General features: G+C 43.1%; 27 protein-coding genes. 11 read left to right on the top strand and 16 right to left on the bottom strand.

Features of this window, described 5'->3' with window-relative positions:
• Window positions 1-3: 3 nt before the first annotated feature.
• Complete coding sequence (parE, locus tag ACK1LH_RS10085) at window positions 4-1968, bottom strand: DNA topoisomerase IV subunit B (RefSeq protein ID WP_029565675.1); 1965 nt, start codon at window positions 1966-1968, stop codon at window positions 4-6.
• Between the two features lie 485 nt (window positions 1969-2453).
• Window positions 2454-2867 (bottom strand): CoA-binding protein, encoded by a 414-nt coding sequence (locus tag ACK1LH_RS10080; RefSeq protein ID WP_203290194.1) that lies wholly within the window; start codon window positions 2865-2867, stop codon window positions 2454-2456.
• A 106-nt stretch (window positions 2868-2973) separates the two neighbouring features.
• Here ACK1LH_RS10080 and plsY point away from each other — a divergent pair, with 106 nt between their 5' ends.
• The 3 genes from plsY (at window position 2974) to ACK1LH_RS10065 (ending at window position 5147) form a co-directional block, all read left to right on the top strand.
• Window positions 2974-3558: a glycerol-3-phosphate 1-O-acyltransferase PlsY gene (plsY, locus tag ACK1LH_RS10075; protein WP_029281086.1), complete on the top strand. Its 585-nt coding sequence runs from the start codon at window positions 2974-2976 to the stop codon at window positions 3556-3558.
• Window positions 3559-3657: 99 nt separating this feature from the next.
• A complete protein-coding gene (locus ACK1LH_RS10070) occupies window positions 3658-4785 on the top strand; it encodes a CapA family protein (protein ID WP_411335015.1) in 1128 nt (375 codons plus the stop codon).
• Window positions 4786-4844: 59 nt separating this feature from the next.
• Entirely contained in the window at window positions 4845-5147 is a 303-nt protein-coding gene (locus tag ACK1LH_RS10065) for a HesB/YadR/YfhF family protein (RefSeq protein ID WP_029281090.1), read from the top strand.
• Here ACK1LH_RS10065 and ACK1LH_RS10060 read toward each other — a convergent pair.
• From ACK1LH_RS10060 to acnA, 7 genes are all read right to left on the bottom strand, one after another.
• A complete protein-coding gene (locus ACK1LH_RS10060; protein ID WP_029565670.1) occupies window positions 5141-5461 on the bottom strand; it encodes a hypothetical protein in 321 nt (106 codons plus the stop codon). The genes ACK1LH_RS10065 and ACK1LH_RS10060 overlap by 7 nt on opposite strands.
• A gap of 2 nt (window positions 5462-5463) precedes the next feature.
• Window positions 5464-5886 (bottom strand): acyl-CoA thioesterase, encoded by a 423-nt coding sequence (locus ACK1LH_RS10055; protein WP_029281094.1) that lies wholly within the window; start codon window positions 5884-5886, stop codon window positions 5464-5466.
• A 99-nt stretch (window positions 5887-5985) separates the two neighbouring features.
• Window positions 5986-6216, bottom strand: a complete 231-nt coding sequence (gene tlp, locus ACK1LH_RS10050; protein WP_029281096.1) for a small acid-soluble spore protein Tlp — start codon at window positions 6214-6216, stop codon at window positions 5986-5988.
• Between the two features lie 72 nt (window positions 6217-6288).
• Window positions 6289-6432, bottom strand: coding sequence for an acid-soluble spore protein N (locus ACK1LH_RS10045; protein ID WP_029281098.1), 144 nt, complete (start codon window positions 6430-6432; stop codon window positions 6289-6291).
• Between the two features lie 66 nt (window positions 6433-6498).
• On the bottom strand, window positions 6499-6630 hold the full coding sequence (locus ACK1LH_RS10040) for an FbpB family small basic protein (RefSeq protein ID WP_081870140.1): 132 nt from the start codon (window positions 6628-6630) through the stop codon (window positions 6499-6501).
• A 102-nt stretch (window positions 6631-6732) separates the two neighbouring features.
• Window positions 6733-7260 (bottom strand): TlpA family protein disulfide reductase, encoded by a 528-nt coding sequence (locus ACK1LH_RS10035; protein ID WP_029281100.1) that lies wholly within the window; start codon window positions 7258-7260, stop codon window positions 6733-6735.
• Between the two features lie 125 nt (window positions 7261-7385).
• Entirely contained in the window at window positions 7386-10112 is a 2727-nt protein-coding gene (gene acnA, locus ACK1LH_RS10030) for an aconitate hydratase AcnA (protein ID WP_029565669.1), read from the bottom strand.
• Between the two features lie 243 nt (window positions 10113-10355).
• Here acnA and sspO point away from each other — a divergent pair, with 243 nt between their 5' ends.
• Window positions 10356-10505, top strand: a complete 150-nt coding sequence (sspO, locus tag ACK1LH_RS10025; protein ID WP_029281104.1) for a small acid-soluble spore protein O — start codon at window positions 10356-10358, stop codon at window positions 10503-10505.
• Window positions 10506-10538: 33 nt separating this feature from the next.
• Here the strand turns inward: sspO and ACK1LH_RS10020 are convergent, their stop codons facing one another.
• Window positions 10539-10802, bottom strand: coding sequence for a hypothetical protein (locus tag ACK1LH_RS10020; RefSeq protein WP_411335014.1), 264 nt, complete (start codon window positions 10800-10802; stop codon window positions 10539-10541).
• A gap of 128 nt (window positions 10803-10930) precedes the next feature.
• Here ACK1LH_RS10020 and ACK1LH_RS10015 point away from each other — a divergent pair, with 128 nt between their 5' ends.
• The 6 genes from ACK1LH_RS10015 (at window position 10931) to ACK1LH_RS09990 (ending at window position 14174) form a co-directional block, all read left to right on the top strand.
• Window positions 10931-11077, top strand: coding sequence for a small acid-soluble spore protein P (locus tag ACK1LH_RS10015; RefSeq protein WP_081414079.1), 147 nt, complete (start codon window positions 10931-10933; stop codon window positions 11075-11077).
• A 1125-nt stretch (window positions 11078-12202) separates the two neighbouring features.
• A complete protein-coding gene (locus tag ACK1LH_RS10010; protein ID WP_051827097.1) occupies window positions 12203-12604 on the top strand; it encodes an Hsp20/alpha crystallin family protein in 402 nt (133 codons plus the stop codon).
• A 118-nt stretch (window positions 12605-12722) separates the two neighbouring features.
• A complete protein-coding gene (locus ACK1LH_RS10005) occupies window positions 12723-12917 on the top strand; it encodes a hypothetical protein (RefSeq protein ID WP_029281110.1) in 195 nt (64 codons plus the stop codon).
• Window positions 12918-13163: 246 nt separating this feature from the next.
• Window positions 13164-13307, top strand: coding sequence for a DUF2639 domain-containing protein (locus tag ACK1LH_RS10000; RefSeq protein WP_081414110.1), 144 nt, complete (start codon window positions 13164-13166; stop codon window positions 13305-13307).
• A gap of 175 nt (window positions 13308-13482) precedes the next feature.
• Window positions 13483-13677 carry a hypothetical protein gene (locus ACK1LH_RS09995; RefSeq protein WP_029281112.1) on the top strand — a complete coding sequence of 65 codons (195 nt, stop codon included), beginning with the start codon at window positions 13483-13485 and terminating at the stop codon, window positions 13675-13677.
• Between the two features lie 71 nt (window positions 13678-13748).
• On the top strand, window positions 13749-14174 hold the full coding sequence (locus tag ACK1LH_RS09990; protein ID WP_203290191.1) for a DUF2621 domain-containing protein: 426 nt from the start codon (window positions 13749-13751) through the stop codon (window positions 14172-14174).
• A gap of 39 nt (window positions 14175-14213) precedes the next feature.
• On the opposite strand, the gene ACK1LH_RS09985 is transcribed toward ACK1LH_RS09990, so the two are convergent.
• The 3 genes from ACK1LH_RS09985 to ACK1LH_RS09975 all read right to left on the bottom strand — a co-directional run bounded on the left by ACK1LH_RS09985 (window position 14214) and on the right by ACK1LH_RS09975 (window position 15973).
• Window positions 14214-14693, bottom strand: coding sequence for a CcdC family protein (locus ACK1LH_RS09985; protein ID WP_029281117.1), 480 nt, complete (start codon window positions 14691-14693; stop codon window positions 14214-14216).
• Between the two features lie 97 nt (window positions 14694-14790).
• Window positions 14791-15150: a response regulator gene (locus ACK1LH_RS09980; protein ID WP_029565665.1), complete on the bottom strand. Its 360-nt coding sequence runs from the start codon at window positions 15148-15150 to the stop codon at window positions 14791-14793.
• Window positions 15151-15265: 115 nt separating this feature from the next.
• The gene (locus ACK1LH_RS09975) at window positions 15266-15973 is read right to left on the bottom strand and encodes a cytochrome c biogenesis CcdA family protein (protein WP_029281121.1); all 708 of its coding nucleotides are present in this window, start codon (window positions 15971-15973) and stop codon (window positions 15266-15268) included.
• Between the two features lie 266 nt (window positions 15974-16239).
• On the opposite strand from ACK1LH_RS09975, the gene ACK1LH_RS09970 reads away from it, so the two are divergent.
• A complete protein-coding gene (locus tag ACK1LH_RS09970) occupies window positions 16240-16416 on the top strand; it encodes an aspartyl-phosphate phosphatase Spo0E family protein (protein WP_081414077.1) in 177 nt (58 codons plus the stop codon).
• Between the two features lie 73 nt (window positions 16417-16489).
• On the opposite strand, the gene ACK1LH_RS09965 is transcribed toward ACK1LH_RS09970, so the two are convergent.
• From ACK1LH_RS09965 to tkt, 3 genes are all read right to left on the bottom strand, one after another.
• The gene (locus tag ACK1LH_RS09965) at window positions 16490-16708 is read right to left on the bottom strand and encodes a YneF family protein (RefSeq protein WP_029281123.1); all 219 of its coding nucleotides are present in this window, start codon (window positions 16706-16708) and stop codon (window positions 16490-16492) included.
• An 85-nt stretch (window positions 16709-16793) separates the two neighbouring features.
• Entirely contained in the window at window positions 16794-17240 is a 447-nt protein-coding gene (gene sirA, locus ACK1LH_RS09960; protein ID WP_029281125.1) for a sporulation inhibitor of replication protein SirA, read from the bottom strand.
• Window positions 17241-17377: 137 nt separating this feature from the next.
• Window positions 17378-19384 carry a transketolase gene (tkt, locus tag ACK1LH_RS09955; RefSeq protein ID WP_029281127.1) on the bottom strand — a complete coding sequence of 669 codons (2007 nt, stop codon included), beginning with the start codon at window positions 19382-19384 and terminating at the stop codon, window positions 17378-17380.
• Window positions 19385-19445: the final 61 nt, after the last annotated feature.

The raw sequence follows: 19445 nt of genomic DNA, 5'->3' as shown, positions 1-19445 counted from the left end.
CTGTTATTCCTCCTCTGTGACGGATAAGTTTTCGTTTTCAAGAATGTTTGTTTCTTCATCAAGACCAAATGCGACATTGCTTTCAATCCATTTTCTTCTCGGCTCTACTTTATCACCCATAAGGGTTGTCACCCTGCGCTCAGCACGTGCAGCATCATCAATGCGCACCCTGATAAGCGTTCTTGTCGCAGGATCCATAGTTGTTTCCCAGAGCTGGTCGGCATTCATCTCGCCAAGACCCTTATAGCGCTGAATCATATATCCCCGGCCGACTTTTTTCAGTACGCCCTGAAGTTCTTCATCAGACCAGGCATACTCGATTACCGCTTTTTTTCCGGTGCCTTTGCTCACCTTGTACAGGGGAGGCAGGGCAATAAACACTTTCCCCGCTTCAATCAGCGGTTTCATATAACGGTAGAAGAAAGTCAGGATCAGCACCTGGATATGCGCGCCGTCTGTGTCGGCATCCGTCATAATGACAACTTTGTCGTAATTGCAGTCGTCCACCTGAAAATCTGCACCGACACCTGCGCCGATCGCATGAATAATCGTATTGATCTCTTCATTTTTGAAAATATCCGCAAGCTTCGCTTTTTCGGTGTTAATCACTTTTCCGCGCAAAGGAAGAACTGCCTGAAAGCGCCGGTCTCTCCCTTGCTTTGCTGAGCCTCCCGCAGAGTCTCCTTCCACCAGGTACAGTTCATTTTTCTGGGGGTTTCTTGACTGTGCTGGCGTCAGCTTCCCGCTCAGCGTCGCTTCAGACCGCTTTCGTTTCTTCCCGCTTCTTGCTTCTTCGCGCGCTTTTCTGGCAGCTTCTCTTGCCTGATAGGCCTTTATGGCTTTTCTGACTAAAAGCGTGCTCGTTTCCGGATTTTCCTCAAGGAAATAGGCAAGGTTTTCTGAAACAACAGCATCTACCGCTGATCTTGCCTCACTCGTTCCAAGCTTTCCTTTGGTTTGTCCCTCAAACTGAAGAAGCTCTTCCGGTATGCGGACAGAAACTATGGCTGAAAGGCCCTCGCGAATGTCAGACCCATCAAGGTTTTTATCTTTCTCTTTTAAAATGCCTATCTTTCTGGCGTATTCATTAAAAGCGCGTGTCATCGCAGTCTTGGATCCGGATTCATGTGTGCCGCCGTCTTTCGTGCGCACGTTATTGACGAAAGAGAGAATATTCTCCGAATAGCCATCATTGAACTGAAAGGCAAATTCCACTTCAATGCTGTTTTGGATCCCTTCGAAGAATACGACGTTATGAAGGGAATCCTTTTCTTCATTAAGATAGGAAACAAAGGCTTCAATTCCGGTTTCATAATGATAGACTTCTTTCGTCTGGTTCCGGTCGTCAATCAGTTCTATTTTTAAGCCTTTTAAAAGAAAGGCTGATTCGCGTAAGCGCTCGCTTAATGTTTCGGCATTATAGGTCGTAGTGCTGAAGATAACGGGATCAGGCTTGAAGTGAATAATTGTGCCCGTTTTGGCTGATTTCCCGATCTTCTCAAGCGTTGTAACTGGTTTTCCGCCATTTTCAAACCGCTGCTGATACGTAAATCCATCGCGGTGAATGGTGACAGTCACCCATTCAGAAAGGGCATTTACAACCGATGCACCGACACCGTGAAGTCCGCCGCTCGTTTTATAGCCTCCCTGACCGAATTTTCCTCCTGCATGGAGAACAGTCATGATGACTTCCGCTGTTGGTTTTCCGAGTTTGTGCATGCCTGTTGGCATCCCCCGGCCTTTGTCTGTAACAGATATACTGTTGTCTTTATGTATTTTGACAATGATATGGTCGCCAAATCCGCCGAGTGCTTCATCGACGGAATTATCCACGATTTCATAAACGAGGTGATGCAGTCCTCTTGCATCCGTGCTGCCGATATACATCCCCGGTCTTTTGCGCACAGCCTCAAGCCCCTCTAATACTTGGATCGCATCATCATTGTACTCAAATTGCTGCTTACTCAAACGATTTAAGCTCCTTTCAAAAAAAACAAGTGCCGCTGATAATAAACCGTCCCGCAAACACAAGAACGTACGTTTGCATCTATTGTATCTTACATCCGGACAGTGTGACAAGCCTTTGCCTATTACTCTTTTTAAGTTTACCATTGATTAGAAATGACAGCGTATAAAAATAAATGCCTATGCTATATTTTATCTGCTGCCGTAAGATTCGCAAACTAAATCTTAGCAGATGTACGGCAAAATTGAAAATATTTTGGAAAAATGTTGAATTGACTCTTACCTTAACTGACGCATCCGACAACAATCATTTTTATCCAGTATTGTTCTGAATGCCATCCGATATGCAAAAAAGATGAATGACCGCAGGATTCTTCAGCCGTCGAGGTAAAAACGCCTTCCATTCCTATTTATCGGTACCAATGGTGATGTGTTGACCTCGCTTGAAACTAAAAAAAATCACATGGGACAAATCCCATGTGATTTTTTTATTTAGTCAAAGCATGTTCAACTTTAATGCAGCGGTCCATAATGACAGTGTATCCTTTATCCTTAAGCAGTTTATAAGCATCCTCATTCAGTAGTCCAAGCTGCGCCCAGAACACATCAGCGTCTGCCTCAAGAAATTCCTCTGCGACCGGCAGGAGGTGTTCGGATCTTCTGAATACGTTCACGATATCAATGTGTCCGTCGATTTCTTTTAAAGAACTGACTGCTTTTACTCCCAGCGCTTCTTTGATCATAGGATTTACCGGAATAATTTCATACCCTGCATCCTGCATAGCTTTGCTGACCATGTAAGACGTTCTGTCGGGCTGATCGGACAATCCTACAACAGCAATGCGCCTGCTTTTCTTTAAAATCTTGCCGATTTCTTCTCTTGATGGGATTTCTATATTCATCTTTGGACACTCCTTTTTTGGTTTTTTCTTTTTATGACGTAGTCTTAAGTGCTAGTTACATGATAAAATAAGATTATCTATTTTTAAAGTGTTAGGAGCGGATCCTTTGTACATTGCTGCCATTATTATTTTAGCTTATTTGCTGGGTTCCATTCCTTCAGGCCTCATTGTAGGCAAAGCGGGCTATGGAATTGACATCCGCGAACATGGAAGCGGCAACCTTGGAGGCACGAATACGTTCAGAACGCTTGGGGTTAAAGCCGGTTTGCTTGTTACAGCCGCAGATATCCTGAAAGGGACTCTTGCAGCATCGCTGCCCGTTCTTTTCGGATTAGAAGGCGTTCACCCGCTTCTGATCGGCGTATTCGCTGTCATCGGCCATACATACCCGGTTTTTGCAGGATTTAAAGGAGGAAAAGCCGTTGCTACTTCAGGAGGCATTCTGCTTTTCTCGGCACCTCTGATGTTTGTCACGATGCTTGCTGTCTTTTTTCTGTTCCTTTACCTGACGAAGTATGTATCTCTGTCGTCCATGCTGACGGGCATTTATGCGGTCGTCTTCAGCATCTTCTACGGTGATGTCATTCTGACGTCCATTGTCAGTGTGCTGGCCCTGTTTGTTATATACCGCCACCGCGCAAACATTAAACGCATTAAAGAAAAAACAGAACCTAAAGTAAAATGGATTTAAAGCTGCCTTTGGCGGCTTTTTCTGTTTTGCGGAAAGCGTTTTCTTTTTTAAGCACTTCGTATATGATGAAGGAAAAGAAACTTAATAGGAGATTACATCATGAAGAAAAAATGGATGATATCAGCAGCTGCAGCCATTGCTGCAATGGGCACGGCTGCCTTTTTCCTTGCAGCAGAACCTGCTGAAGCCCCTCAAAAGAAAGTGGAGCTTCATCAAACCACCAAGACAGAGCATCAGCCAAAATCGTTTCAGTCTGAGCTGACACTGTCTGCAATCGGAGACATTCTCATACACGGCAGAGTTTACAATGATGCAAAACAGCCTTCCGGAACATATGATTTCAAACCCATGATTAAAGATGTAAAACCTCTGATCGGACAGGCTGACATCACATTTGCCAATCAGGAAACGATGATCGGCGGGACAGAAATCGGACTGTCTACCTACCCTTCTTTTAACAGTCCCTTTGAAGTGATTGACGCTTTTCAGGATGCAGGTGTGGATATTGCGGGAATAGCGAACAACCACACGCTTGACAGAGGTGAAAAAGCGATATTAAATGCGACGGCGCGCTACGACGAGATTCAGATGCCTTATGTTGGCTCCTACCGCAGTCCGGAAGATGCCGCAGAGCCGAGAATTTTGAATGTCAATGGCATTAAACTTGGATTTCTCGCCTACACATACGGTACAAACGGCATTCCAGTTCCAGAAGGAAAGCCCCACCTTGTCAATCTGATTGATAAGCCTAAGATGAAAAGAGAAATACAGGAAATGAAAAAGCAGGCAGATGCGGTCATCGTCAGCATGCACTGGGGTGTTGAATACATCAGGCTGCAGAACGAAGATCAGCAGGAGCTTGCCCGTTTCTTGGCTGATGAAGGAGTTCACCTTGTCATCGGCCATCATCCCCACGTCCTGCAGCCAATGGAATGGGTAGAGGGGCAGGACGGAAACAGGACCTTCGTCGTCTACTCTCTCGGTAACTTCCTTTCAGGACAAGTCAGCGATTATAAGGATATCGGCGGTATTTTCTCCATTAAAATCAGCAAAAAAACGGAAAACGGAAAGAAACAAATCCAGCTCGCTGAACCATCCTTTGTACCGACGATTGTTGTAAACCAGAACAATCGCACATACCGCGTTAAAGAACTGGAAACCGTCAATTCTGCCAAAAATAAAGAAATACAGGAGCACATGTTTCAATACTTAAACACTGGCGAGTAAAAAAATGCGTTTTGTTTTGCTTTTTCGTGGTAAAGTATGAGAGAAGGAGTGAAGCTTTCATGAAAATACATATGAGTGACGAAGCTGTAAAATGGTATCAGGAAGAAATGAACATCGAAAGCGGGGACTCTTTTCGCTTCTTTGTGAGATATGGCGGAAGCAGCACCATTCAAAAAGGTTTTTCGCTGGGTGTTGTCAAAGACTCGCCGAAAGAAGCCGGAGCCAAAACGGAGAAGAACGGCATCACGTTTTTCATCGAGGAGAGCGATGTCTGGTACTTTGATCAGAATGATCTGATTGTCGATTATGACCATGATAAAGATGAACCTGTATTTGACTACAAAAAACCCGCAGATCAATGATCCGCGGGTTTTTTCTCAAGATTGAACTTTTTTATATGGCTGCTTAACCCATGATCCTTCAGGACTCTAATCTGCAGTTCACCCATCAGGTCATAATGCGGCAGGTTTTTGTAGTCATGAATCCACTCTTTTTTCAAACCGTAACTTTCTCCCCACCTGATCAGTTTGCCCACATCAGAACATCCTGCTTTTGTGACAGCATGTGAGTTCCTGAAGCGAGGATCTATCCAGAAATGAGTAAGAAAGGCGACTTCACCTTTTTCCACTTGCGATTTCCACTCGTTGAGTTCGCGCCGATTTATCCCGAATGCCACGGTTATGCCTGCTTTTTCGCTTTTTCATATGCTTTATGCCATTCAGGATAAGCTTTTCTGATCTGAATGGGTTTAAATGTATCCTTTTTTACACATACATGATTGGATACAGCCTGAAGAGCAAGCTCCCCCTGGGGAGTGTACATTTCGTAGCCATAGGCTACTTTAAATCCGTTATACTCTTCGATCCAAGTATGGACCGTTACGGTATCTCCATATGTTAGCGGCTTTTTATAGCGGACCTGCAGGTCGACAACAGGTGAAATAACGCCCTCTTTTTCCATTTCAGCATAGGAAAAGCCAAGGTCCTGAATAAGTTTTGTTCTTCCTACTTCCATCCAGATCAGATAATTGGCATGATACACAACGCCCATCTGATCTGTTTCTGCATATCTGACTTCTATTTCTTTTTTTGAAACAAGCATCTAGTTCCTCTCCTAATCACACCATGAATACCCATTATCATACCATAAGCCTTTTTTCCGCACAAAAATAGAGACGGCACAGAGCCGTCTCCTGCAGGTTTACTTATAACCGTTTTCGCGCGCAGAAGCTTCATCTTTAATTTCAGAACGGAAAGCCTGTATGCTCTCTTCTCTGCGCTCATTTTTCGCTTCAATGCGCGCACGTTCCTCTTCATTTGAAAATTGCAGGCTGTCCTGCGATTTATCGATGTTTTCCATTGTATTTTGGATCATGTCCTGCAATTTTTCTACATTATCAGAACGATCATCCGGATTTGCTTTATAGGCCATATGAACACTTCCTTTTCTAAGATGATGGAATATGGAGCAATTAGTTAACATAATAAAATTATGATAACTAAATTATTCTCCTTTAGTCTGCATAACCTGTGCATGTTCATTCGATTTATTCTGCATTTGTTTTCCCTTATTCCCGCCAAAGCCTCTTGATTTTGTTCCGATATGGTTTGGGGTAAAGTGGCTTTGTTTGTCATTTGAATTTGTCATGGTCACTCGCCTCCTCTCCATTATCTTCTCCAGAGAGAAAGCGAACATGACAGCCAAGTGTTGGATTTAGCTGAGCTTGTCAAGCAGACGCTGCTCGACTCTTTCCTCAAGCTTATCAAGAGCTTCCTGATCTTTCATGAGCTCTTTTTTATTTTCGAGCACTAACTCTTCAAACGTCATTTTTTTCATTTTTCTCATGCAGTACACCTCCATATGTATTACATCCATTATTTCCAATAATCTGTAAATTAATCAGAAATAATTTAAAAAACAAAAAAGACTGTTCATTATAAACAGTCCCTACAATTCCAGAAGTTTTTCCATCGTTTCCTTTGTCATCGCTCCTCTTGATATATTCAGAATGCTGCCTTCCTCATCAAGAAAATAAGTAGTCGGATAAGAATAGACCTCATATTGAATACTTACACGGCCATCTTTATCAAGAGCTACAGGAAACGTTAAATTACGCTCTGCGATAAATTTTTCTACATCTTTACGACTTTTCTCAGCATTCGTCATATTTACTGCAAGTACCACCAGTTCATCCTGATGTTCATCCTGGAGTTTTTGCATTTCCGGCATTTCCGCTTCGCACGGCGGACACCAAGTCGCCCAGAAATTCACCATCACTTTTTTTCCTTTTACATCATCGAGCGTGACTGTCTCTCCACTAAGTGTTTCCATTTCAAATTCCGGCGGTTTGTTGCCTATTTCAAGTCCTTCTTCAGGTTCCTTAGGCAGGATGGCAAACCAGACGGCATAGCCTGCCAAAAACACTAGCAGTCCTATGGCAAGTATTCTCTTCACCGTTTTTCCTCCTTGGTGCATGCTTGTCTGTTTATGTATATGCTGTCCCCAAATGGACAAGTCTCTTTTTCATTAAATCATCTCTTTTTGAAAAGAACAACAGAATTGAACAAAATAAAAAAGGGCGGAAGTCCGCCCTTTTATAATCAGCCTTTGATCTTCTCGCGAAGAACCATTTGAAGAATTCCGCCATGGCGGTAGTAGTCAACTTCAACATCGCTGTCGAAGCGGACAAGCACTTCAAATTCTTTTACATTGCCTTCTGAATCAGTCGCTCTCACTTTCACATGATCGCGCGGCTTAACCGTTTCGTCAATCAGCACTTCGATTGATTCAGTTCCAGTCAAACCAAGCACTTCAGCATTTTCGCCTTGTTTAAACTGAAGCGGCAGAACGCCCATGAATACAAGGTTGCTTCTGTGAATGCGCTCGAAGCTTTCAGCAATAACTGTTTTAATGCCAAGAAGGTTCGTTCCTTTAGCAGCCCAGTCGCGTGAGCTTCCCATTCCGTAATCTTTGCCTGCAAGAACTACAAGACCTGTACCGTCTTGTTTGTACTTCATGCATGCATCGTAAATGGAAGTTACTTCACCAGTTGGCCAGTACGTTGTGTATCCGCCTTCTGTTCCAGGTGCTACTTGGTTTTTAATGCGGATATTGGCAAACGTACCGCGCATCATCACTTCATGATTACCGCGGCGTGAACCGTATGAGTTAAACTCTCTAGGGCTTACGCCTTTTTCCTGCAGGTAACGGCCTGCCGGCGTGTCTTTTCCGATTGAACCGGCTGGTGAAATGTGGTCTGTTGTCACAGAGTCTCCAAACTTAGCTACAACTCGGAGATTTCTGAGCGGTTCAACAAGACCCGGCTCCGGATTCAGGTTCTCGAAAAATGGAGGGTTCTGAATGTAAGTAGAATCCTGATCCCACTTGTAAAGAGCCTCATCTGTCGTCTGAATCGCATTCCAGCGCTCATTGTCGTCAAACACACGGCCATATTCCTGTCTGAACAGCTCAGGAGTAACTGTTTGCTTAACGATTTCATTAATTTCATCCATAGAAGGCCAGATGTCATCGAAGAAGACATCATTTCCGTCTTTGTCTTTTCCAAGTGAATCATTTTTAAGGTCAATGTTCACTGTGCCTGCAAGTGCATATGCCACAACAAGCGGCGGAGAAGCAAGATAGTTTCCTTTTACCAGTGGATGGATGCGTCCTTCAAAGTTACGGTTTCCGGAAAGAACGGATGTAACAAGAAGATCGTTTTCAGCAACCGCTTTTTCAATTTCATCAGCAAGCGGACCTGAGTTTCCGATACAAGTCGTACAGCCGTATCCTACAACGTTGAAGCCTAATTGGTTCATATATGGAAGAAGGCCGGAATTTTCAAGGTAGCCTGTAACTACTTTAGAGCCTGGAGCTAAAGAAGTTTTTACGTAAGCCGGCACCTTCATTCCTTTTTCAATCGCTTTTTTCGCTACAAGACCTGCACCTACAAGAACATAAGGATTCGATGTGTTTGTACAGCTTGTAATGGCCGCAATCGCAATTGCGCCGGTCTTCATATTTGTTACTTCGCCGTTTGCAAGCGTAACAGAGATCTCTTTTCCTGCTTCTGCAGCTTCAAGACCGAAGCCCTGATTTCCAGCAGGTGCAGCAAGAGCTGTCTGGAACGATTTTTGCATAGCAGAAAGAGGAATTAAATCTTGGGGACGTTTAGGTCCTGAAAGATTCGGCTCGATTTCTGCAAGGTCAATTTCTACAACCGAAGTGTACGTAGGCTCCACATCAGGCGAGAAGAAAAGTTCGTTCTCTTTGCAGTATGCCTCAACCATATCAACAAGCTCGCTGTCGCGGCCAGTAAGCTTCATATATTCAAGGGATTCGCCGTCAACCGGGAAGAATCCGCATGTTGCGCCATACTCTGGTGCCATGTTGGCAATTGTCGCACGGTCTGCAAGCGGAAGCTGCGGTACGCCAGGTCCGAAGAATTCCACAAATTTGCCTACTACGCCTTTTTGGCGAAGGACCTGAGTCACTTTCAGTGCAAGGTCTGTAGCTGTTGTTCCGTTTGGCATTTTACCTGTAAGTTTAACGCCAATGACTTCAGGAACCGGGAAATATGAAGGCTGGCCAAGCATGCCTGCTTCCGCTTCAATTCCGCCGACACCCCATCCAAGAACACCGATACCGTTGATCATTGTCGTGTGGGAGTCTGTTCCTACAAGTGAATCCGGATATGTTTCAAATGTGCCGTCTGCACCTTCTACTGCGTGAACGACATTTGCAAGGTACTCAAGGTTTACCTGGTGAACGATCCCTGTTGCTGGCGGAACCGCACGGTAGTTGTTAAACGCTTTCTTAGCCCAGCTCAAGAATTTGTAACGTTCTGCGTTGCGCTCGAACTCAAGCTCCATGTTAAATTGCAGAGAGTCCATTGTGCCCGCTTTATCAACCTGTACAGAGTGGTCAATGACAAGATCTACCGGAATCTCTGGATTGATTACATCAGGATTTCCCCCAATGTCAGCCATTGCTTTTCTGAGTGATGCCAAGTCAACAACGGCAGGAACGCCTGTGAAATCCTGAAGGATGACGCGTGATGGCTTAAATGGCACATCAAGTTCTTTTTGCTCAGCTGTGCCCCATTTTGCAAGGTTTTCAACGTGCTCTTTTGTAATAACTCTTCCATCTACCTGTCTCAAAACTGATTCAAGCAGAACTTTAATGGAATACGGCAGTTTGGAAACATTGCCGATTCCTGCATCTTCTAATGCTTTTAATGAATAATAGTTGTATGTTTTTCCGCCTACTGTAAAACTTTTACGCGCTTGGAAAACATCGTGATGTGCTAATTGCTCTTGTTTCGTCATATGTTTTCTCCCCTTTTAAATCAAAATCGACGTTTGTGTCGAAACCTCGGTCTCTCCCACCAATTACTTCGCACATGTTCATCTTAATACATGTTTTAACATAAGTAAATAACAATGCTGTTATCAAAGTACATAAGTAGTTCTTATAGTTGTAAACTTCAGACCTTTTTCAATAGAAAGAATTGTAACCGCGCACATCAATTTCGACAGAAAACAAACACTATCAGCATGGGGGTGACAGTTATGGCCAAACGCAAGGCAAACCATGCGAATGAAGGCATGAATGCAGCTTCTGCTCAGGGAAAAGGCGCAGGATACAACGAAGAATTTTCAAATGAGCCTCTATCAGCAGCCCAGAAGCAGAATAATAAGAAGCGCAAGACAAATCAATAAAACAAAAAACGACGGATCTCCCGTCGTTTTTGTTTATTGTTCTTCAATATTTACTTCAGCAACAATCTTTGACAAATCTCTTCTGTATTGCTCCAGTGTTTCCCTTTGCGTTTCTGATGCAACTTCAAGCGCATTGTTGATCTGTTCATAAGCTTCGTTGATTTCTTCTTTCAGATGAATGAGCTGAATCCCGTAATCCGGTGTTTCTGCTGAAAGCTGCTGGTACATATTTTCTGCCTGAGCAGTCCCCTGCTGTGCGGCCTGAAATGCCTGCTGTTTATTTTTATGATAAGGCATGATCTTTCCTCCTTAAAGTGGCTGAATCTGTCTTTATTTTGGTTTTTCAATGGTCATATTATACAGCCTCTCTTTTGCATGAACGAGCACCCTTTAAACCAAGATAAAGGTAAAGGAGGGTGACACCTATGACAAACAAAAACAACAGCAAAGACATGCACAAAAACGCTCCAAAAGGAAACAACCCCGGCCAGCCCGAACCGCTCGACGGATCCAAAAAAGTAAAAAACCGCAACCACACAAGGCAGAAAAATCATTCGCATCATGATATGTAACTAGAAAAGCGGAAGCGCCTTGATCAGCTCCGAAGGACAGAAAAGGCTCCGCCGGAAAAAGCCGCTTTTGCTTTTTTCGGCGGAGCCGTTCTGGCCGAGGAGTTAGGCGCTGGAGCTGGACAGTGTGCAGAGCGCAATGAACATAATAACGCCTTTAACTACTGAGCACACACATAATATCCCCTGAAAAGTCCACTTTTGACTTTTCAGGGGATTTTGTTCTGGCCGAGGAGTTAGGCGCTGGAGGTGGACAGCGTGCAGTGCGCAATGAACATAATGACGTCTTTAACTCCCAAGCATACATATGATATCCCCTTAAAAAGTCCGATTTTGACTTTTTGGGAGATTTTGTTCTAACAGAGGAGTTGAGCGCTGGAGCTGGACAGCGTGCAGAGCACAATGATTACTTACACATTGGAATGCTGGCCTATAAATTTGCAGATCAAAAATACAAGGCATCAAAAAGAGAAAACACTGCCCTATAAATCAACCGGTCCAAAATACAGGACATCAAAAAGAGAAAATGCTACCCTATAAATCAGCAGGACCAAAATACAGGGCAACAAAAAGGCGAAATGCTGCCCTATAAATCAGCTTGTCCAAAATACAGGGCAACAAAAAGGTAAAATGCTACCCTATAAATTCGGCGTTCCAAAATACAGAGCACCAAAAAAGTGGAATGCTACCCTATAAATTAAACGTTCCAAAATACAGAGCACCAAAAAAGTGGAATGCTGCCCTATAAATCCGCCGTCCAAAATACAGGGCACTAATAAAGCGGTATAGGCGCTTTTTGCTATAGCCGATGGTTCCGTTCTAACAGAGGAGTTTACCCCTGAAACTGAATACAAAACGCAATCATCCCCCCTCCCGCTGCCATCTAAACAAACCACAACTAAACTGCACAAAACGCCCCTGCCGTTCATGGAATTTTTCTTTTTATGCCAGGCATGAACACAATCAGCAGGAAATAAACTGAACTATAGAAAGAGCCCCGCATTCAACTGTTGCACAGCCTTCCGCATGTCAGCTTCACAGCATTTCTGCACAATCTGTCTTCTATTCACGTCCTGATAATGAGCTGAATAAAATGAAAGTAGCATGGTTTTTGGAGGTCAACATGAGATGGACAAAAAAAAGCGTTCAAAACCATCTGATCTGAGCTGTATTGAAGACTGGATGAACCAGTTTTTCACAGACCCGTTCTCTGCCCTCCTTGATTGCAGATCCTTCCGGGTGGATTTGTTTGAAACAAGCGAGGAATACATTGTTGAGGCAGAGTTCGCAGATGTAAAACCGGAAGATATACAGATTAGAGCAAACCGTGAAACGCTCATTATCACCGCACAGACTGCCCGGCAGACGACAGAATCAGATCAGCTGGAGAGATCCATCCTTCTTCCTTTTTCACTTGAGAAAAAAAAGATTGAGGCTGTGTTCTCAAATGATATTCTTGAAGTGAAAATTTTCAAAGAAGGAAGCTGCTCACGGAAAAGCTCATATATTCCGGTTCAATTTGCTCTTTAAAGCAAGCACAGCTTGCTTTTTTATTTTTTCCGCCAAAATCTGCGCAGAAAGTGTCATTTTATAGGTTTCTGCTCAGACAAGTCCTTCTTGTCAGGCATATGTATAAGGAAGAAGGAGCGTGTATGCAGTGGGAGTCTATATTAAAAACCTTGTGATCAATGAAATTACAGGCGGCACAGTCAATTTTGGCAATTGTATCCGCATGTCTTCAAATGAAGCGAGCAAAACCGTTCAGGATTCTGAACAGTCGTCAGAGGAAAATGAAACGGCATCCGATCAGATGCCGCGTTTACAATTCAGATTGTTTTTTTGAAGGTTTGGTGCTTTGAGCCTGGACATTGATTTCTATTTTCTTGATCAGCTGATTTCCGCACCGAGGACACATTTTGTTTTGTTCCAGGAGCAGCATGCAGTTTGTGCAATAGTACTTTTCCATATTAGAACCCCCTATCTTTCAGCGTATGTTGACAGGTCTTAAATGTTTCTTTTTTATGTCACTGCCGTTCTGAAAATCGATGGCAAAACATATTTTTTTCTAAAAGACTAAAGGGGTATGCTTATGGCCTATTATGGCTCCAAAGGATGGTATGTGAAAGCACTCAGGGAAATGGGAATGACCAGGCACCCGATTGAAAGAAGAAAACTGAAAATGTACAAAACGTTTGTACTCCGGAACTTATATAATCAGGCACTCGAGAAATAAATGCACATCCGTTTTCTCGCAAAAAAAGACATCCTGCTGACAGGAAGTCTTTTCTTTTATGTCAAAATACCCGAATTAAGCTACAAATTTTTACAAAAATATGAAAATAATTCTTTTTTATAGGCTGATTTAATCATATAATAAAAAGAAAACGCCATTTCTAGGAGGAGCGTTTATGACATTATTGTATGAAATTCTGTATTTGCCGACAAATTGTGGAACGATCAGGGTCGATTTGTCTTATAAACGCTCTGTTTACATCGCTCATGCCGAACTGCTGGGCCACCTGTCAACCGGCAAAGACCGCAATAAACTGACAGCCGTCAAAAAATCCCTGCTTGAGCTTTCAAAGCAGGTCCATTCCAGCTGAGACAGCCTTTTCAACTAATTTCCCCTGGTGTATAATAATAGCAGATTCATTGACGGACGGGGGTTACAACTATGCTTGACGGCTGGTTTCTATGGTTCATACTGTTTTGGGTCGTTTTTCTTTCAGGCATGCTCGCAATAGGCGGGTTTTTCATGTTCCGGAAATTTTTAAAGCGCTTGCCTAAAGAAGACGGAAAATCAGATCTTGATTGGGAAGCGTATTATATTGAACAGACGAGGCACTTATGGAATACAAGCCAAAAACAGCTGCTTGAGGATCTGGTCGAACCGGTTCCTGAGCTTTTCAGGGATGTTGCCCGGGCAAAAATTGCCGGCAAAATCGGCCAGCTGGCACTTCAGGAAAAAGCGGGATCTATTACACAGGATCTTGTGATTCGCGGATATATAACAGCTACTCCAAAGCGCGACCATAAGTTTCTTTTAAAGCGTCTTAAAGAGAAAGATATTGATCATACCCCTTACCGGGCACTATTTTAAAAAACCCGCTGGCTCAAATCTCTTGAGCCCGGCGGGTTTTTATGTGGCCTGAATATTCGATGGAGGCAGCTGATTTTCAAGCTTTCTGAAAGACAGATACATGGCGATTCGCCACGGAACAATCATTCCGAATGCAAGAATCCAGAACATGCCGCTCAATTCTCCGACATCAATGCTGTTGCTCAAATAAAATTTAAGTGCAATCCTGATAAGGAGAAGCCCAATTAAAATGAATGCAAAGGCTTTTGAACGCTTCAGGTAGATTTTATCTTCCTTGACTTCAAAATTTGATGTTTTAATAAGAAAGATGGAGAAAAAGAACCCCAGTGTGATCGCTTCCAGGAATTCAAGCGGCGTCACTCTGAACATCGGGTGAAGAAACATTAACGCTCCCGTGCTCATAAAAATCGGCGGCAGGATAATCTTTCTGGCACTTGCGGGTTTCTTAGAAGCTCTCATGCGGATCATCATGACGCCTAGAGCCATGATAACAGCAGCAATTGTTGAGAAAATGACCAATGTGATCAATCCTTTTTAAAATGGTTACTACTATAATATACTACTGAAGCAAATAAAAAACCATCTCTTTACACAAAAGATGGCCGTTCCATGCAATTTACCCCAGAACGCGGTAAACCGCGTCGTTTACTCTTGTTTCATCAAAAGGCTTCGTAATAAAATCCTTTGCTCCTGCTTCGATGGCCTCTACCACCATTTTCTGCTGGCCCATTGCAGAGCAGATAACGACTTTGGCAGCGGGATCCATCTCTCTTATCGCTTTCAAAGCTTCAATCCCGTTCATTTCCGGCATCGTAATATCCATCGTAACGAGGTCCGGTTTCAGCTTTTCATAAAGTTTGACTGCTTCGGCACCATTCTCCGCTTCTCCTGCAATCTCGTGTCCTTTGGATACAAGAATCTTTGATAAGGTTAATCTCATGAATTTGGCATCATCAACAATTAGCACTCTGGCCATGCAAGCGCCTCCTTTTTAAATCGACGAACGCAAGATCTACTATTCTATGAGATATTATATCAAATTACAGAATAAAATGTAGTAAAAAAGACTCAAAAATTTCTAAAAAATAGGTCTAAAATCCCGTAAACCCACCAAACAGCCTGCTCATCACAATAATAATCTTTGTCATCCAGTTAAAAAACAGCATGATCCCAATGATAATCATGATCCAGCCGCCCGCTTTCATAATAACCAGGCTGTGCTTGCGGATCCATCCCAGCTTTCCGATAAAGAAGGCCATGATAAAGAAAGGAATGGAAAAACCAAGTACGTAGGCAAACATATAGAGCATAGCAGAACCTGGATTGCTCAGTGTAAGCCCGAAGACAGCTGTAAGAATAGGTCCGGTGCATGGTGTCCATCCTGCTGCAAAAGCAAGACCTATAAGCACGGAACCGATATACCCGGAGGGTCTGTTTTTCAATTCAAACCGGCGTTCTTTCATCAAAAATTCAGGCTGCAGAACACCCACAATGACAAGCCCGAAGAGTATGATTAAAATGGCGCCAATCTGCCTGATCAGATCATTATAGCCAAAGAAGAAATCTGCAATAAAGGAACTTCCAAATCCAAGAGCAATAAAGATAATGGAAAATCCAATCAGGAAGCACAGTGTGTGCAGCATACTCCGTTTTTGAAGCATGGCATTTTCAGTCTTCAGCTCCCCGACTGAAACACCTGTTATGTATGACAGAAACGCAGGATATAAAGGCAGACAGCAAGGAGAGATAAAGGAAAGAAATCCTGCTCCAAATGCTAAGAATACATTAACATCGGTCATCCATGAACCCTCCTTTCAACTTTAAAGTCACACTATATTTTAGCAAATACTGCCTGAAAAACATATGTTTCACTGTGTGACAGTTTTATGTCAATTCCTTAACATCTGCTTAAAAGGATTTATTCGGTCAGGACTTCCCTTTATAATAGTCATATATTAAAGTAAAAAATCCTTATTTTCCCTTCGAATTATTTTCCATTTTAGGATATAATAGAAATTACCAGCAAGGTTCGTGCAGAACTTACATACAGAAAGGACAAGTTTTCGTGTCTAAACAAGAACTATTAAAACTAATTGAAAAAAAACGAGCGGAAATGATCGAAATAGCCACTAAAAATGGAATCAATTCGAACGTGTCCATTCAATACAGCCAGGAACTGGATCACTTGCTGAATGAATACAACCGGTACAGCTACTCTGCCATGAAACGTGTTTATTCTTAAAACTTAAAAATCCCCGCAAAAAAAGCACGCTCCGAAAGCGTGCTTTTTTATTTAAAATCCCGTAACCGGGTTTTTATTTTGCCTGATTGTTCATCATTTTCATCATTTGGTTGATTTTCTTCTGGGACGGTTTCATGCCCATTTGCATCATCATCATTTTTAACATTTGCTCGTTAATTGGCGGATTTTTCTTTAAATAACTCATCATATACTGGCGAGCAATGAAAAATCCTAGTGCTACTCCGGCAAGCAAAGCCAGAACGCCTACTAGAATGACTACCCACAGATCCATCGTCTTTCCTCCTTCATGTTGTCTATTTTACAGTGTACTAAACCATAGGATATTATACAACATATACTCTATAATTTCTGCCTTTTTAGACAAATTTTCTTTCTTTTATCGGTTTTAGCCATCCGTGCCGCTTTTCTTCAAAATCCATCGCTAAAAAGCATGAATCCGCCTTTCTGAGAACTTCAAAGAAAATCGCTTCCATGTCAAAGCTTCCTTCTGAAGTGACTGTAACCGATCTGTCACCCGTTTCAAGGATGGCTCCTCCCTGCATGGATTCACTTTCAATATGATGGCGGTTTTGTGAATATGCATAATTGTATCGTCCATTTAAGCTGCTGCTGATCATGTCATCTATATAGTCTTTCGGAATTTGTCTCGTAATATAAGTAATTTGTTTTTTCAGGTGAATAAACTCAGGCTGTTCAGGGCTTGTCCGCATAAATTCCTGAAAAAGCTGAAAAAGCTTTACTTCACGGCCAAAAAAGTGATTCGCAAACTCTTCCTCTATTAAGTAGACAGTGTAGTGTCTCATGCTTTCACCCTTCCGTATGACGGTTACCCATTATTATACTGGAAAGTTGAGGAAGAAATTTGTCTAAACGAAAGGCAAAATTTCACTTTTTTTGTCGAAAAAGAGAGAACGAAGTGATTCGTTCTCTCTCGTAAGGCTTATTTTTCTAATAGTGCCTTTACTCGTGCTGTTACATTCTCGACTGTAAAGCCAAACTCTTTCATAATTCTTTCACCTGGTGCTGAGGCTCCAAACTGGCTGATGCCAAGAATGTCACCCTCATCTCCAGTATATCGCTCCCAGCCAAGAGGTGCTGCCATCTCAATAGCCAGACGCTTCTTCACTGTTTTTGGAAGAACGGAAGCGCGGTACTCTTTTGACTGGCTTTCAAAACGGTTCCATGACGGCATGCTTACAACCGCAACATCGATGCCTTCTTTTTGAAGAGCATCCTGCGCTTCGATAGCAAGTCCCACTTCAGAACCTGATGCTAAAAGAAGTGCGTCAGCCGTTTCCTTTTTGCTAGGAGAAATTGTATAAGCTCCTTTGGAAACTCCTTCATATGCCGTTTCAGACGTACCTTTGATCGTTTTTAGATTCTGACGGGTAAGAACAAGTGCTGTCGGTGCCGTTTCAGATTGAAGGGCAAGTCTCCATGCAGCAGCAGTCTCATTGCCGTCTGCCGGACGGATAACAGACAGGTTCGGCATTGCACGCAAGGCAGGAAGCTGTTCAATCGGCTCATGAGTAGGGCCGTCTTCTCCTACAGCAATACTGTCATGAGTGAATACATATGTTACCGGCAGACCCATTAAAGCAGCAAGACGAATTGCCGGACGCAGGTAGTCAGAGAATACAAAGAACGTTCCGCCGTAAACGCGAAGACCGCCATGCAGCGCCATGCCGTTTAGTGCAGCACCCATTGCGAATTCACGGACACCGAACCAGATGTTGCGTCCACTGTAGTCCTCAGCTGTGAAATCTGCTGCTCCCTTAATAGAAGTATTGTTTGAACCTGCAAGGTCAGCTGATCCTCCGAAAATGTATGGAACATTTTTCGCAAGGCCATTTAACACTTCACCGGAAGAAGCACGTGAAGCAAGTGCTTTGCCGTCTTCATATACAGGCACTTCGGAATCCCAGTTTTCAGGAAGCTCGCCCTTAATTCCTGCCTCAAGAGCTTTTGCAAGGTCAGGGAATTCTTTTTTATAGCTGTCAAAAAGAGCGTTCCATTCTTGTTCTTTTTTCGAACCGAACTGTTCTGCCGACTCTTTGAAATGAGCATACACTTCGTCAGGAACGTGGAAGTCCTGTTCGAATGTCCATGCATATGCTTCTTTCGTCAGTTTGATTTCATCTGATCCAAGCGGCTTGCCGTGAACATCTGATTTCCCTGACATATTCGGTGATCCGTAGCCAATTGTCGTTTTCACTTCAATCAGAGTAGGATGAGTTTCATCTTGCTTAGCAGCTTCAATCGCTTTAGCAATTTCTTCAAGGTTGTTGCCGTCTTCTACCCGAATGACCTGCCAGCCGATTGCTTTGAAACGGTCTTCCACGTTTTCAGAGAATGAGCGGTCAAGGTCTCCATCGAGAGAAATGTCGTTAGAATCATAAAGAACAACTAATTTGCCAAGCTTTAAATGCCCTGCAAGGGAAGCTGCCTCAGAAGAGATTCCTTCCATCAGGTCACCGTCTCCGCAGATTGCATATGTGAAGTGGTCGACAACCGGGTAAGACTCTTGGTTATATGTATGTGCAAGATGACGTTCTGCCATAGCCATTCCGACAGCCATCCCAATTCCCTGGCCAAGCGGACCTGTTGTTGCATCTACACCTGCTGTGTGGCGGAATTCAGGGTGTCCCGGTGTTTTGCTTCCCCATTGTCTGAATTCTTTAAGATCATCCATCGTTAAATCATAGCCTGATAAATGAAGAAGGCTGTACAGCAGCATAGACCCGTGACCTGCAGATAATACAAAGCGGTCGCGGTTAAACCATTCAGGATTTTTAGGATTGTGATTCATAAATTGCGTCCAAAGCGAATACGCCATTGGAGCTGCCCCCATAGGCATTCCAGGATGTCCTGATTTTGCTTTTTCAATCGCATCAATCGACAGCGTTCGAATGGTAGCAATTGATAAGTCTTGAATTGAATGTGACATTAATTGATCATCCTTTCAGAAATAACATTCTACTTTTTTATCATAGCTTTACTGCCCTATT

Origin of the sequence: Metabacillus indicus, assembly GCF_046603695.1 — a bacterium.
Taxonomy (GTDB): domain Bacteria; phylum Bacillota; class Bacilli; order Bacillales; family Bacillaceae; genus Bacillus_P; species Bacillus_P indicus.
The sequence above is the reverse complement of the archived record's forward strand: the minus strand, read 5'-3'. Positions and strand labels throughout refer to the sequence as shown.

Coding starts and splice junctions, on each gene's coding strand:
- ACK1LH_RS10080 (WP_203290194.1), bottom strand. CDS start 2,867: ATGAATATAGAAATCCCATCAAGAGAAGAAATCGGCAAGATTTTAAAG.
- ACK1LH_RS10070 (WP_411335015.1), top strand. CDS start 3,658: ATGAAGAAAAAATGGATGATATCAGCAGCTGCAGCCATTGCTGCAATG.
- ACK1LH_RS10065 (WP_029281090.1), top strand. CDS start 4,845: ATGAAAATACATATGAGTGACGAAGCTGTAAAATGGTATCAGGAAGAA.
- ACK1LH_RS10055 (WP_029281094.1), bottom strand. CDS start 5,886: ATGCTTGTTTCAAAAAAAGAAATAGAAGTCAGATATGCAGAAACAGAT.
- tlp (WP_029281096.1), bottom strand. CDS start 6,216: ATGGCCTATAAAGCAAATCCGGATGATCGTTCTGATAATGTAGAAAAA.
- ACK1LH_RS10045 (WP_029281098.1), bottom strand. CDS start 6,432: ATGACAAATTCAAATGACAAACAAAGCCACTTTACCCCAAACCATATC.
- ACK1LH_RS10040 (WP_081870140.1), bottom strand. CDS start 6,630: ATGAGAAAAATGAAAAAAATGACGTTTGAAGAGTTAGTGCTCGAAAAT.
- ACK1LH_RS10035 (WP_029281100.1), bottom strand. CDS start 7,260: ATGCACCAAGGAGGAAAAACGGTGAAGAGAATACTTGCCATAGGACTG.
- acnA (WP_029565669.1), bottom strand. CDS start 10,112: ATGACGAAACAAGAGCAATTAGCACATCACGATGTTTTCCAAGCGCGT.
- sspO (WP_029281104.1), top strand. CDS start 10,356: ATGGCCAAACGCAAGGCAAACCATGCGAATGAAGGCATGAATGCAGCT.
- ACK1LH_RS10020 (WP_411335014.1), bottom strand. CDS start 10,802: ATGCCTTATCATAAAAATAAACAGCAGGCATTTCAGGCCGCACAGCAG.
- ACK1LH_RS10015 (WP_081414079.1), top strand. CDS start 10,931: ATGACAAACAAAAACAACAGCAAAGACATGCACAAAAACGCTCCAAAA.
- ACK1LH_RS10010 (WP_051827097.1), top strand. CDS start 12,203: ATGGACAAAAAAAAGCGTTCAAAACCATCTGATCTGAGCTGTATTGAA.
- ACK1LH_RS10000 (WP_081414110.1), top strand. CDS start 13,164: ATGGCCTATTATGGCTCCAAAGGATGGTATGTGAAAGCACTCAGGGAA.
- ACK1LH_RS09995 (WP_029281112.1), top strand. CDS start 13,483: ATGACATTATTGTATGAAATTCTGTATTTGCCGACAAATTGTGGAACG.
- ACK1LH_RS09990 (WP_203290191.1), top strand. CDS start 13,749: ATGCTTGACGGCTGGTTTCTATGGTTCATACTGTTTTGGGTCGTTTTT.
- ACK1LH_RS09980 (WP_029565665.1), bottom strand. CDS start 15,150: ATGGCCAGAGTGCTAATTGTTGATGATGCCAAATTCATGAGATTAACC.
- ACK1LH_RS09975 (WP_029281121.1), bottom strand. CDS start 15,973: ATGACCGATGTTAATGTATTCTTAGCATTTGGAGCAGGATTTCTTTCC.
- ACK1LH_RS09965 (WP_029281123.1), bottom strand. CDS start 16,708: ATGGATCTGTGGGTAGTCATTCTAGTAGGCGTTCTGGCTTTGCTTGCC.
- sirA (WP_029281125.1), bottom strand. CDS start 17,240: ATGAGACACTACACTGTCTACTTAATAGAGGAAGAGTTTGCGAATCAC.
- tkt (WP_029281127.1), bottom strand. CDS start 19,384: ATGTCACATTCAATTCAAGACTTATCAATTGCTACCATTCGAACGCTG.